Source organism: Colwellia sp. KS18-150, assembly GCF_057551365.1.
Genome location: NZ_BAAJMC010000023.1, coordinates 46,101 through 59,694, shown reverse-complemented (window position 1 = coordinate 59,694; position 13,594 = coordinate 46,101). Strand labels below are relative to the sequence as shown.

The window sequence follows — 13,594 nt, the reverse complement described above, 5'->3', positions numbered from 1 at the left end:
AATTGTAATCAATGTAAGTAGATACCCCATAATAATATCTACACCTAACAAAATAGAAGGATAATAAATCTAACATAAACAAATAAATTATCTTTAAAATTAAAGTAAAATAAAAAAATTGTTAACAATCACCAATATACAGTTTAGAATAAATTAAAACTAAGCTTTGTACTATAAAATTGATAACCACAAAAAATCATATGGACAAGCTTGAAAATATTGACTTTAGGAGGAATGATGAAAAAGTTAAGAGCATTACTAGCACTATCGACTGTCGCTTTAGCTGTAGGTTGTCAATCAGACAATAGCAACTTACAAGTTAATGACACATTAAAACAAGTAGCCCCTGTAACTGAACAAAAGCTACTTGAAATTGCGGATTTTGGTAGTGAGAGTCTAGATATTAAATTAGGATATTTCCATGCTAAAGGCAGTATTGTTGATGATCAACTAAACGTTAAGTTCAACAATGAAGACACTACTTATACAAGCTTAACAATTGAACCGAAAGAAAACTGGGACTGGAGCCAGTTTAGTGATTTTAACCTCGCTTTTGATATTGCTAATAAAGGTCAACGTTCTACACAAATCTATTTAGATATAACCGATGGCAATGGCGATAACTATACACGCTCAGTCAGTATCCCAACAGGCGGGTTCAACACTTACTATGCAAAAATGAAAGGGCATGATTTGGCCACGCCAGATGGAAAAGATGGTGTGGAGCTAAATTTCACCTCTGGCTTACGTTCAAACCCAGACACTTGGCCAAGTAATGAAGTCCAGTTTATATCTCTATGGGGAAAGAAAAACTTAGATTTATCTTCAATTAAAAAAATTAATATTAGTGTACAGAGCGCGCTATTTGATAAAGAAATTCAGCTTAAAAATATCCGTCTGCGTAAAAACCCAACAATGGATAAGAACTTCCTAGTAGGTATTGTTGATAAATATGGCCAAAATGCCAAACAAGACTTTAATGGCAAAGTGTATTCTGATGAGCAAATAGTTAAAGAACAGCAAGCAGAGTCGGCAATATTTGCTAGTCAAAAAATTCCAGACCGTTCAAAGTTTAGTGGTTGGGCGTCAGGCCCTAAGTTTAAAGCTACAGGATATTTTAGAACAGAAAAAACAGACGGTAAATGGTCGCTTATCGATCCTGAAGGTTATATATACTTTGCTTCGGGTATTGCGAATATTCGATTATCAAATACTTCTACCATGACAGGTTACGACTTTCCAATATCTGCGATAGAGCAACAAAGCGCTGATGATGTTACTCCTGAAGACTCGCAGGGACTAAATCGAGTACCTGATTCAGCTGTAGCATCTCGATTTAACGCCTCTACAGTACGTTCAAAAATGTTTAATTGGTTACCTGAATATTCAGATTCTTTAGGCAAACATTACGGTTATCGACGCAGTGCGCATTCTGGTCCATTGAAAAAAGGTGAAACCTATAGTTTTTACTCCGCTAATTTAGAACGTAAATATGGCGCTGATAATGCTGACTTTATGGAAGCATGGCGTGAAACAACTTTAAATAGAATGACTAACTGGGGCTTTACTTCGTTAGGTAACTGGGCAGATCCTACTTTCTACGATAATACGCAAGTGCCCTATTTTGCTAATGGCTGGATCAGAGGTAACTACAAAACAGTCTCTAGTGGTAATGACTTCTGGGCACCTATGCCAGATGTATTTGACCCTGAATTTACTGTTAGAGCAAACCATACAGCCGCAGTTGTCGCTCAAGAAGTTAACAATAGCCCTTGGTGTGTTGGCGTATTCATTGATAACGAAAAAAGCTTTGGCCGCTCTGAAACTAAAGAAGCACGATACGGTATTATTTTACATACCTTACAACGTGATGGCGAATCAGTACCAACAAAGGCCGAGTTTACTCGTTTAATGAAAGCTAAATATGTTGATATTAACAAAGTGAATAAAGCATGGGATAAGAATATTGCTAGCTGGGACGCATTTGATAAAGGCTTTGATTCAAGCTTTAATACCGATCAACAAGTAACAGATTACGCTGAACTGTTAACGGCTTATGCCGACAAATACTTTTCTGTAGTCGATGCAGCTGTTGCTAAACATTTACCTAACCATATGTACATGGGAGCTCGTTTTCCTGATTGGGGTATGCCAATAGAAGTGGTTAAAGCATCAGCTAAATATGTCGACGTGGTAAGTTACAATGCCTATAAAGAAGGCTTACACAAAAAGAAATGGGGCTTCCTTGAAGAGATAGATATGCCAGCTATTATTGGTGAGTATCATGTGGGTGCTAAAGACAGTGGCCTATTTCACCCTGGTCTAATCCACGCATCAGACCAACAAGACAGAGCGAATATGTTTGAAGATTATATGAACTCAGTAATCGATAACCCGTATTTTGTTGGCGCTCACTGGTTCCAATATATAGATTCACCAATTACTGGCCGTGCCTACGATGGTGAAAACTATAATGTAGGTTTTGTTTCTGTTACCGATAGTCCATATCAGCCACTGATTGAGTCTTCCCGTAAGATCAACACTATGCTTTATGAACGACGTTATAAGTAACTCCTGCTAAGTACTTTAAATCATTAATCAGAAAGCCAAAGATTGTTAACAATCTTTGGCTTTCTTTGCTTATTTCCCCTTAACAATCATTATTTATCGCGATAAAAACACTAAGACCAAGAAAAGTAAGGAAGTTATTTTTTTCACCTTGTTTTTTGTAGACAATAATCTAATTGCAATCTTTGTCAAACCCGTTATTATTAGGCTAACATATTTAAAAGAGGAATCATTATGGTTGGAGCTAAAACTAAAATCCTTACCATAAAAGATCAAATCGCAAATGAATTGCGCTCTGATATTATTTCAGGTGCTTTACCCCCAGAGAGTAAGTTAAAAGAACAAGAATTGGCTGCGCGTTTTGGTTTATCACGGGGTCCTATTCGTGACGTTATCTTACAATTAACCAAAGAAGGCTTATTGGTTTCAAAAAATAATTGTGGGGCATCAGTCAACAGCGTTTTAGAGCCTAAAATGCAAAAGCTGATGATTAATTTGCGCCGTAACATTGAAGCATTCGCCATTGAGCAGCTTAAAGGTAGTTTAACAGAGCGTGACTTTGCTGAGCTAGAAGCTATTCTTGATGATTTGCAAGCAGCCTTTGAAGCTGAAGATTTTACCGAAGTGACTAATATAGATATTTCATTTCACAATTATCTAGTTCACAAAGCTGGTGGTGATGAGTTAACTAATATTTGGTATCCATACGTTATGCGAATGCGCTTGAATTACAAACGCATTCAATCAAGTGAAGCCTGTGTAGATGAACACAGAGAAATATTAATGGCGCTAAGAAATGGCGAAACAGCTAAAGCAATAAAAGCAGTAAAAGCTAATATTAAATAATACCGTTATTCAATATATTCTCTAAAACGCAATATATACCCTATATTGCGTTTTTTTATTCCAAACCACAAATTGTTAACAATTTAATATTTACAATTAAACTGGAGTTAGATAGATTAGGCATACAGTAAAAAAATAAAGTCATTATAATGCTAAAAAATAATACCAATAAAAAACTATTAGTTCCTCTTATCATACTAAGTCATATACTCACTGCTTGTGGTGGCAGTGACGGCGGTGAAGATAAAACGCCCCCTCCAGTTTTACAACCAGATACCACACCAGACAGTTTTAATTTTACCCATATAGACAACAGCGAAATCAATTCACTGATTGAATCAAACAGTATCACAGTCAAAGGTATAGATAGCCGCAGTACAATATCTATATCAAATGGTGAATATGCGATTAATAATGGCGTATTTACGTCAAACAGTGGTGAAATAAGTAATAACGATACAGTGATAGTTCGACTTTCTTCTTCACCTGATTATGAAGCCATCGTAGAGACAACTTTAACTATTGGTGGCGTAAGTGCTAGTTATTCTATTACCACCATGAAAGCACCTGAAGTTGGCGTAAACTTAGACTTTAATCTTAATATTAAACATCAAGTAGCTGGCTTAAGTGAGTTTGATCGACAAAAGTTCATCACTATTCATGCCTCCCATACTGAAAACGATTGGTATACCGTTGGCACTAACGAAAATGATAATTTAGTCACTGAATTTATTGAAGATAATGATGTATATTTCGGTCGAAGTACTGGAGGTATGGCTTGGCAATTAAGTCAATTGCCTGAGTCAGCCGGAAAAGTTGGCTGGGCTGATCCCATATCGGCAACAACTAACGGTAATGGCGCTCGCTGGAACTATTCCAATGATAATAGTCTTAATGGCGTAACTAAACGTCAACTTGAATACCGAAACACCCAAATGATTGTAGGAGCGCAACAAAGACCTTATTGGCCTGACGGAACATTAACAGGATTGGGGTGGGCTTTCTCACAGACAGATACCGCTATAGAGCCATTTGGTACCGCAACCGGTGACTATATGGGGCAATATATCCATAAATACTTTAATCAAAGTGAAAGCGATACACTTGGCCAGCCTAAACCTAAGTATGTAGAAGTCATGAATGAGCCTATTTGGGAGTTAGTCGAGCATGCAGAGAGCCCAACAAGCGTTGAACAAGTGTTTCACTTTCATAACGCCGTGGCTGATGCAATTCGCAATATAGAGATTGATGGAGTCAAACCTAATTCAGAGGTACTCATTGGTGGTTATACTGTCGCCTTTCCTGATTTCGATAAATATAATTTTCAGCAATGGTTGGATAGAGATAAAGCTTTTATTGATATTGCTGGCGATAACATGGACTTTATTTCTATTCATTTATATGACTTTCCAATTATCGGTGGTAAAAAGCAATTGCGATCTGGTAGTAACATGGAGGCAACACTTGATTTATTGATGTCTTATTCTCAAGATAAACTAGCCGAGCCACTACCACTTATAATCTCTGAATATGGTGGGCAAATTCATGATATGTTCAACCAAGCTTGGACACCAAAACGTGATTGGCATATTCTCACCGGCTTAAATAGTCAATTAACGGCATTTTTAGAACGCCCTGATCAAATAGAAATGGTAATCCCTTTCATTACGGTAAAAGCTGAATGGGGTCGCATCAGTGATACTGTACCTTATTATCATCGACTTATGCGTCAGAAAAAAGAAGGGGCTGGCGAAACGGGAGAGGAATGGGTATATACCGAACTTGTTAAATTTTATCAGTTATGGGCAAATGTCAATGGTACACGTGTTGAAAGCTATACCAGTGAGCAAGACATTCAAATTGATGCTTATGTTGATGATAATAAAGCCTACTTAATAGTAAACAACCTTGAATCACAAGCAACTGAAGTCAATCTTAATTTATTTGATATTAATGCAACCAATATTACTAGCGTCCTAACAAAGCATTTATATTTAAACGATGACCAACCTGTGCTCTCGGAATCAACAACCAACCTACTTCCTGAATTATTCGAGCTGGCTGCTGATAGCACAGCTATTTTTGAATTAACTTTTTCAAGTAATATCAAGGTAGACCAAACAGCAACAGAAACTAAATACTTTAATCAAAGTGACTTAATTGAAATAAGTGCTAATAACGCTATTAGTTTCGATATCAATAATGTTGAAACAACCGAACACGGTATGGCAATGCTTAGATTGGGAATCAGCCGAGCACATGGTTTATCACTCACCCCTGAAGTGACCATTAATGATCAAGTGATTATAGTACCAGAAGATTATCGTGGTTATGATCAATACCATAATGGTAAAGGTCGAGACAATTTCTATGGCGTTATTGAAATACCTATTGAGTTTAGTCATTTACAAGAGAACAACCAAATCAGTATTACTTTCCCTGACGATAGTGGCCACATTGCTAGTAAAGGTTTGCAGGTAATAACAAGTACAGCTGAGCTTAAGAGAAGTTTATAATGCAACGACGTCAATTCATAAAAGTCCTCAGTGGTGCCATTGGCTGTACATCACTTTCACCACTTTCTGTTTTAGCTGCGAGCAAACGCCAAAGCATAGTAAAAGTTAGTCAAATATCATCATTGCCAACTGACCAAACACGACACTGGTTAGGAAAAGACTATTGGGGAAATAGACTGCAAGACTGGCGGCTGCACCAAGGAGCACTAGAGTGTTTACAAGGTGACAAGTCATTTGAAATACGAACAGTTTCTCTTTTAACACGCTCATTAGTTGAAAACCACTTGCCTGGGCGCATACAAGCGACATTTCAAAACCTCACGCCAAATAAATCAGGTTACTGTGGTTTTTTATTAGGTGTTGGTCAAGGAAAGCTTGATTATCGAGGGGCTGCATTAGCACAACGGGCAGCGGGTGAAAATGGTGGCTTTATGGCCGTTATGAATCATCAAGGTGAATTAAGCTTTCGTGATTTTTCAAATCAATCTAAGCCACTTGGCTTTGATACGTTAATTTCAAAAAACAAAACAAATTTACAGAAACTACATTCAACCCCAATCCTACTTGATTGTCACTTTGATCCAACGGGAAAAGACACCTATGAAATAAGGTTATTTGCTGTTAATGCAGAAACAGGAAAACAACTAGGTTTTGCTGTGAGAACAGGCGTTAAAATCAGTGAATTACTGGGCAGTATTTCATTAATTTCCAGTCCAGATACAGGTAAGAATGGTGCAAAATGGCGCGTTAGTAAAGTAGCCACAGGCGGAGGTAAAATAGCTGAGCATCCAGAACGCCAACTTGGTCCAATTATGGGCTGTTTACATAGCGTTAATCAAACGGTATTAAAACTCACCGCTCAGTTTATGCCGATAGATACGTCACTATATCAAAACGCCAGGCTAGAGGTTAAAGCTGACAAAGAGACGAAGTGGCAACAAGTACAAACTAAACCAATTGATGATGGTTATGTCACACTATTTAGGATCACAAATTGGCAATCAAACAAGTCATTTGATTATCGAATAATATGCCCTGAAGTAAGCGAAGAAGTCTTGTATAGCGGCAGTATTTTAAAAGATCCAGGCAAGGCTAAACCTCTTAATATAGCGCTCTATTCTTGTATTATTCCTACAGCAAAAAGTTTAGATGTACTTAACTACAAAAAATTTATTCCACAAGAGCGTCATATAAACCGTTATGGAAAAGAGAATATTCTTTTTCCTCATAATCAATTGGTAAATCACTGCGACTCACACTTACCTGATTTATATGTTTTTTGTGGCGATCAATATTATGAAGCGCTACCAACTCGATTTGGCCGAGAAACTAAACACGCCAAACTAGACACTTTATACCGTTGGTATTTATGGTACTGGACCTTTAAAGAATCAGTTCGAAATAAACCCACAATAATTTTAGCTGACGATCATGATGTGCTACAAGGAAACTTGTGGGGTTATGAAGGTAAAAACTCAAGCAAGCCAAAAGAAGAAGATGGTGGATTTAAGTACGATAAAGACTTGGTTCGTATGGTTTATCGACTACAACATGGTCATAATCCCGACGCTTATGATCCAACACCAATAAAATATAATATTCCTGTTGCTTATGGTGAGTTTATTTACGGCGGAGTAAGCTTTGCTTTGGTTGAAGACCGTAAATTTAAATCACCGCCAAATAACAAAACCTCCCCTTCAAAAGCCAGAGGTGAATTATTAGGTAAGCGTCAAGAAGATTTCTTAAAAGCTTGGAGAGATTCAAATAAACACTTGCCTAAAGTTTGTTTAACCGCTTCAATCTGGGGATCTCCACAAACTTCCGCTGACTTTTCCCCCCTACTTGATTATGATTCAAATGGCTATCCAGCGGATGGCCGTGCTAGAGCAGTTAAAATAGTGAGTGAAGCCAAAGCCCTAGTGTTAGCAGGAGACCAACATCTTGGTTTGGTCGCTCAACAAGGGATTAATGACTATGACGATGGCGCAATATTTTTTGCTGGTCCAGCAGCAGCCGCTTTTTGGCAACGTTGGTTTGAAGGTAACAATCAACTCTCAAATCAATTCAAAGGCGATAAAAATACCGGTAACTTTGTTGATACTTTTGGCAACAAGATGCGAGTACTCGCGGTAGCAAACCCTAAGGTCTCTCACGCTGAATTCGAGCAAGGTAATAAGAGTTGGGGTAAGTTCTTATCAGACAACCAAATCAAAAGCGAAGGCTATGGTATTGTCAAAATTGATCATAATACAAGTCAATATACACTTGAATGTTGGCCTTGGGATGTAAACCCTAAAACTGGCGAGCAATTTAACGGCTGGCCAATCCATGTTAGCTTTTCAGGTAAAGCGAGTGAATAAAATGGTTTTGTGCTAAATTTTATTACTCGCAAAGGTACCCTATTACAATTTATTAGCTTTCAGTTGTTTATCGGCAAAATCTACCGCTCTTGCGGTAAATGCCATAAAAGTGATTGATGGATTAACGCATGATACCGATGAAAATGCTGCACCATCCGTTACAAATAAATTTGCCACTTTGTGACATTGATTCCACTTATTTAAATAGGATGTTGTTGGGTCTTCCCCCATACATGCTCCACCCATTTCATGAATAGCGCCCCCCGGTGGGGCTTCACCTTCAAAGCCTTTAATATTAGTTAAACCTGCCACCTCTAACATTTCAACAGCCGTTTCAGTCATATCTTTTATCATAACTTTCTCATTGGCTTTGATTTCGACATCTGTCACAAGTATGGGCATTCCCCATTGATCTTTTTTACTGTCATGTAAATAAACACGATTATCGTAATAAGGTAACGACTCACCAAACCCCCACAAGGTAAAATACCAATTCCCCGGCTTATTGACACGGTTTTTGAATGACTCACCAATGCCTTTGCCATTTTTTGCCCAATGCCACCCTGCTCTATTAGCACCACACTGAAAACCATATCCTCGTTCAAAGTCTTTTTCTTTAGTGTCGATATTCCTAAAACGCGGAATATACACGCCTCCAGGTCGGCGTCCTTTATAGTAATCCTCAAGGTAACCGGGAACCATACCCGATGCACCGCCACCACCACAATGGTCCATAATATAACGTCCTAAAATATCATTATCATTACCAATACCATGTGGGAATGAACGAGAGGTAGAGTTTAGCAATATTTGCACTGTGGCTAATGTTGACGCGCACATAAAGACAACCTTTGCAAAAACTTCTATCACTTCCCCTGTAGGCATATCTATATATCTTACACCTGTTGCTTTAGCTGTTTTGTCGTCGTATAGCACTTGCTGTACTTGAGCATTCGCCGTTAAGGTTAGATTTCCCGTTCGCTCTGCTGCAGGTAGTGCGGCAGAATTTGATGAATAATATCCACCAAAAGAACATCCCCTTGGACACTCACTTCGAGCCTGGCATTGTACTCGTCCCAACTCAAGGTGCTGCTTTTGTGGCTGTGTAAGGTGAGCTACGCGAGCCGGAATGAAATGGCGCTCTGGAAAAGCGGCTTCGATCTTTTTCTTCATGTCTCGCTCCACAACATTCATCGGTTGTGCAGGTAAAAACTTTCCATCAGGCAATTGTGGTAAATTTTCATAACTACCTGAAATACCAATAAAGGGTTCAACATGATCGTACCAAGGCTCAATATCATCATATCTAACAGGCCAATCAATGCCGTAACCATCTTTTTGATTTGATTCAAAGTCAAGAGGGCTCCAACGATAACTCTGCCTTCCCCATATTAATGACTTACCTCCAACAGTCGAACTTCTATACCAAATAAATGTTTTTTTCTGCTCGTACGGGTGTTCTTTATCATTAATTAAATGGTGGCGAGTATAATCATTATAAATATAAATATTTTTTTGAATTGATTGTGTTTCTTTAAATTCTTCTTTTACCTCACCACGAAAAGGCATTTGCCAAGGAGCTTTCCCCTCGGTTTTATACTCTTTATGTTTAACCATTTCACCGCGATCAAGCACAAGTGTTTTATAACCTTTCTCACAAAACTCTTTAGCGGCATAGCCACCAGACATACCTGAGCCTACGACAATAACATCAAATTTTTTAGTACTCTTCATAATATGTCCTTTACGCCCAAACTCGGCCAACATCTTTGAGTTTCATTTCTTTATATGGTCCAGGTATTGGGTCGTACTGAAGTGCTTGCGTAGTGCCAATTTCTGAGGTGTAGTAACCGATAACTACCAACTGTTTTAATTGCCTGTAAGTTGCATTTTCTTGTTCTGTGGCCAATTGATTATCTAGGCCCTTTATTAAATCTACCTGCTGCTTATCTGTTAAATTGAGCAAGTTTGCAGGTGATTGAAATAAAAGCGCGACCCCTTTTAGAAACTTCTCTTTGCTAGCAAGAGGTAAAAACTCATGTAAATAAAAATCAATATAGTTAACCACTCCCGCTTGACTAGCCGAAGGGGTTTCTGTTTCAGGAATAATAATATCTGCAACAACAGCAATCACTTGTTGCTGCGCCTTTGTTAGTTTACTTGTCACTTTACCTGAGTATGCAAGTGCGCTATCGACAGCTAAACTATCTAACGACAACAAATTCACGCCAAGTAATGTTGATATGTTGACTAAAAATTTTCTTCTATTCATAATTCAACTTGGTTAACAATAAACAGTCAACATAACAAATTTATTTATGTGATTCAAAAGTCTTTTTTCACAGGAAACTGACACTCAGGTGACAACAAAGGCATATATTTGATATTTTAATCATGAATCTTAGTATTCTATCAATATTTAGTGCAATAAAATGCTGTTATTGACTTTTTGTATGAGTAATTAAGATGAATAAAAGCACACTTGCCGACCCATTTAAATGTCCCAGAGAAAATGAAGGGGTTAGCCAAATTAACGATATCGACGAGCCTGTTACTATGGTGCTTGGTTTGAAAGATGTTAGAAAGTGCGCCCACAACTGGAAGACATATCAATCGGGTGCAACACCTGGTCGAATTGTTATTCCTTCAGAGGTTAACATTCGTACTACAAGACAAATCCCTTTTGAAGTTGATCCTCCTGAGCACAAGAGTTACCGCGACCTAATTGACCCTTGGTTTAAACGTCCACTGCAAGCAGACTATCAGGAAAAACTTAATGCTATTATTCAAGAGCTGATTGAAGAAGTCATAACCTTACCAACGGTGGAAGTTGTTGAAGAGTTTGCCCTGAAATTACAATCTCGTGCCTTAACATTACTACTTAACACCCCTTATGACGAATCAGATGTCTGGATTAACTGGGGTACTCATGTATTTAGAAGTGATGAGTCTGCGTTAGATGCTGATAAAGCCAATATTTTATATGACTACATTGACGCTGAAATTGACCGGGCAATAGCAAACCCCAGTGGTGATTTGTATTCAGTGTTATTAGCATCTGAAGTTAATGGCAAACTGATGACTAAAGAAGAAGTTAAAGGGGTCATGATTTTAACTTTTGCTGGTGGTCGAGATACTGTAATCAATGCCGTAACAAATACTATCGCTTATTTATCTGAGCACCCAGAATCGTTAGCACGCCTAAAAAACGAGCCTGAAATTAGAACCAAAGCCGTTGAGGAATTTGTTCGTTACTTCTCGCCATTAACACATATGGGGCGAGTAGCCACACAAGATAGCTCTGTGTGTGAGCATGCAGTTAAAGCCGACAGCAAAATTTCATTATGTTGGGCCTCTGCCAATCGAGATGCCAAGGTATTTGAAAACCCAGACGAAATAGTACTGGATAGAAAATTAAATCCACACGTAGGTTTTGGATTCAGTCATCACAACTGCATGGGCGCTACTCACGCCAGACAAGTATTAAACAGCTTAATCACAATATTGTCTGAAAAGGTCTCGTCTATTGAGATCACAGCAAGTGAAGATAACATTGAAGATTTACAACAATTCCAGCGAAAAATTGGTTATCACCAGTTACAAGTAACGTTTAACGGTTTTTCACAGGCGTAATAACAACATAATAACCGAATATCAACAAAGAGAGAGGAGCCATCATGGCCAAAATTACTTTTATTACTATAGATGATGAAAAAGTGACTTTAGAAGCAGACTCAGGTTCATTAATGGAGTTAGCGGTTGAAAATGGCATTAGCGGTATTGACGGCGATTGTGGTGGCGTATGTTCATGTGCCACCTGTCATGTACAAGTAGCCGCAGAGAATATGGCACAAGTAGGTCAAGCCAGCGAAATAGAACAAGATATGTTAGAGCTAGATGACAATGCCAACGAATTTAGTCGTCTATGTTGTCAAATTGACGTCTCTGATAATCTTGATGGTGTCACATTACACGTTGTTGGCTCATAAGGTAATTATTACTCATGTCACTAGCTACAGAGCAAAGATGTATTATTATTGGTGCCAGTCACGGCGGAGTAAATGCGGCTTTTTCACTACGAAAAGAAGGCTGGCTTGGTGAAATTATTCTAATTGATAGTGATCCTGCCCTTCCCTATCACAGGCCGCCACTTTCAAAAGCTTATTTAACAGCCGACAACGACACTCAGCCAGCCATGCTTAAATCACAAGCGAGTTATCAAAAAGCTAACATTGAGCTCAAACTGGGCGTTAAGGTTTGTAAAATTAATAACGATGGTCAAACTATTGGGCTAGAAAATAATGAGTCATATCACTATGACAAATTAATAATGGCAACAGGGGCTAGCGCATTTATTCCACCAATTTCAGGGGTTAATAACTGCGAAAAAGTATTTACATTACGTAACAGTGCTGATGTGACTGCGATAAAATTAGCTTTTTCACAAGCAAAAAACAAACGTGTTGTCATTATAGGCGGCGGTTATATTGGTTTAGAAACTGCTGCTTCCATTAGAAAGCTTGGTGGTGATGTCACCGTAATTGAACGAGAAGAAAGGTTATTAGCCAGAGTAACCACTGAGTCAATGTCTACCTTTTTCCAACAACTCCATACAGACAATGGCATCACAATTAAAACCGGTGAAACAGTACAAGCCATTACGGAAGAAGCTGGCGAAATTACCGTCATCTGTGATGATAAAAACCATTATCCTGCTGATATTGTCATTGTCGGTGTTGGCGTAAAAGTCAATCAAGCGCTAGCAGAACAAGCTAAACTAACAATCACCAATGGCATTGAAGTTAATGAGCAATGCTTAACCAGTGATAAAAACATATATGCTCTGGGTGACTGCGCTTATCACCATAATAAATATTATGATCGTTGGATTCGCCTTGAGTCAGTTCAAAACGCCGTTGATCAAGCTAAAGTTGCTGCCGCTTCAATTTGTGGTAAAACAGCTAAATATGATTCATTACCTTGGTTTTGGTCTGATCAATTTAATGTGAAACTGCAAATGATAGGGTTAAATACTGGTTTTGATAATGTGGTTGTACGTGAAGAGCAAGGAGAGGATATTAAGTTCTCTGTTTGGTATTTCCTACAAGATAAACTGCTTTGTGTAGATACGGTCAATCATGCTAAAGCATATGTATTGGCAACGAAAATGCTTAAACAACGCAGTTTAATCAATAAAGAAAAGCTTGCCGATAGTGATCACGACTTATCACTTGATATTCAAATAAACTGATACATTTACTTTAAAGCTATATTTAGATTATAGCTTTACAGTATAACCATCCC

General features: G+C 38.2%; 9 protein-coding genes. 7 read left to right on the top strand and 2 right to left on the bottom strand.

Annotated features, from left to right (window positions below):
- Positions 1-237: 237 nt before the first annotated feature.
- The 4 genes from AC27IF_RS17980 to AC27IF_RS17965 all read left to right on the top strand — a co-directional run bounded on the left by AC27IF_RS17980 (position 238) and on the right by AC27IF_RS17965 (position 8,290).
- Positions 238-2,571: an agarase gene (locus AC27IF_RS17980; protein WP_487055728.1), complete on the top strand. Its 2,334-nt coding sequence runs from the start codon at positions 238-240 to the stop codon at positions 2,569-2,571.
- Positions 2,572-2,802: 231 nt separating this feature from the next.
- Positions 2,803-3,414 carry a GntR family transcriptional regulator gene (locus tag AC27IF_RS17975; RefSeq protein WP_487055727.1) on the top strand — a complete coding sequence of 204 codons (612 nt, stop codon included), beginning with the start codon at positions 2,803-2,805 and terminating at the stop codon, positions 3,412-3,414.
- A gap of 149 nt (positions 3,415-3,563) precedes the next feature.
- Complete coding sequence (locus AC27IF_RS17970; RefSeq protein ID WP_487055726.1) at positions 3,564-5,930, top strand: hypothetical protein; 2,367 nt, start codon at positions 3,564-3,566, stop codon at positions 5,928-5,930.
- Entirely contained in the window at positions 5,930-8,290 is a 2,361-nt protein-coding gene (locus tag AC27IF_RS17965) for an alkaline phosphatase D family protein (RefSeq protein WP_487055725.1), read from the top strand. The genes AC27IF_RS17970 and AC27IF_RS17965 overlap by 1 nt, the downstream gene beginning before the upstream one ends.
- Before the next feature lie 42 nt (positions 8,291-8,332).
- Here AC27IF_RS17965 and AC27IF_RS17960 read toward each other — a convergent pair whose 3' ends face one another.
- Positions 8,333-10,024, bottom strand: a complete 1,692-nt coding sequence (locus tag AC27IF_RS17960; protein WP_487055724.1) for a GMC oxidoreductase — start codon at positions 10,022-10,024, stop codon at positions 8,333-8,335.
- 10 nt (positions 10,025-10,034) lie between these two features.
- Positions 10,035-10,562 carry a gluconate 2-dehydrogenase subunit 3 family protein gene (locus AC27IF_RS17955; protein ID WP_487055723.1) on the bottom strand — a complete coding sequence of 176 codons (528 nt, stop codon included), beginning with the start codon at positions 10,560-10,562 and terminating at the stop codon, positions 10,035-10,037.
- A gap of 194 nt (positions 10,563-10,756) precedes the next feature.
- On the opposite strand from AC27IF_RS17955, the gene AC27IF_RS17950 reads away from it, so the two are divergent.
- The 3 genes from AC27IF_RS17950 to AC27IF_RS17940 are packed head-to-tail and all read left to right on the top strand — an operon-like array spanning position 10,757 to position 13,541.
- A complete protein-coding gene (locus AC27IF_RS17950) occupies positions 10,757-11,923 on the top strand; it encodes a cytochrome P450 (protein ID WP_487055722.1) in 1,167 nt (388 codons plus the stop codon).
- A 44-nt stretch (positions 11,924-11,967) separates the two neighbouring features.
- Positions 11,968-12,279: a 2Fe-2S iron-sulfur cluster-binding protein gene (locus AC27IF_RS17945; protein WP_487055721.1), complete on the top strand. Its 312-nt coding sequence runs from the start codon at positions 11,968-11,970 to the stop codon at positions 12,277-12,279.
- A 14-nt stretch (positions 12,280-12,293) separates the two neighbouring features.
- The gene (locus AC27IF_RS17940; protein WP_487055720.1) at positions 12,294-13,541 is read left to right on the top strand and encodes an NAD(P)/FAD-dependent oxidoreductase; all 1,248 of its coding nucleotides are present in this window, start codon (positions 12,294-12,296) and stop codon (positions 13,539-13,541) included.
- The last annotated feature ends 53 nt before the right edge of the window (positions 13,542-13,594 follow it).

What these genes read in the sequence shown, in the direction of transcription:
- AC27IF_RS17980 (WP_487055728.1), top strand. Translation starts at nt 238, where the DNA reads ATGAAAAAGTTAAGAGCATTACTAGCACTATCGACTGTCGCTTTAGCT.
- AC27IF_RS17975 (WP_487055727.1), top strand. Translation starts at nt 2,803, where the DNA reads ATGGTTGGAGCTAAAACTAAAATCCTTACCATAAAAGATCAAATCGCA.
- AC27IF_RS17970 (WP_487055726.1), top strand. Translation starts at nt 3,564, where the DNA reads ATGCTAAAAAATAATACCAATAAAAAACTATTAGTTCCTCTTATCATA.
- AC27IF_RS17965 (WP_487055725.1), top strand. Translation starts at nt 5,930, where the DNA reads ATGCAACGACGTCAATTCATAAAAGTCCTCAGTGGTGCCATTGGCTGT.
- AC27IF_RS17960 (WP_487055724.1), bottom strand. Translation starts at nt 10,024, where the DNA reads ATGAAGAGTACTAAAAAATTTGATGTTATTGTCGTAGGCTCAGGTATG.
- AC27IF_RS17955 (WP_487055723.1), bottom strand. Translation starts at nt 10,562, where the DNA reads ATGAATAGAAGAAAATTTTTAGTCAACATATCAACATTACTTGGCGTG.
- AC27IF_RS17950 (WP_487055722.1), top strand. Translation starts at nt 10,757, where the DNA reads ATGAATAAAAGCACACTTGCCGACCCATTTAAATGTCCCAGAGAAAAT.
- AC27IF_RS17945 (WP_487055721.1), top strand. Translation starts at nt 11,968, where the DNA reads ATGGCCAAAATTACTTTTATTACTATAGATGATGAAAAAGTGACTTTA.
- AC27IF_RS17940 (WP_487055720.1), top strand. Translation starts at nt 12,294, where the DNA reads ATGTCACTAGCTACAGAGCAAAGATGTATTATTATTGGTGCCAGTCAC.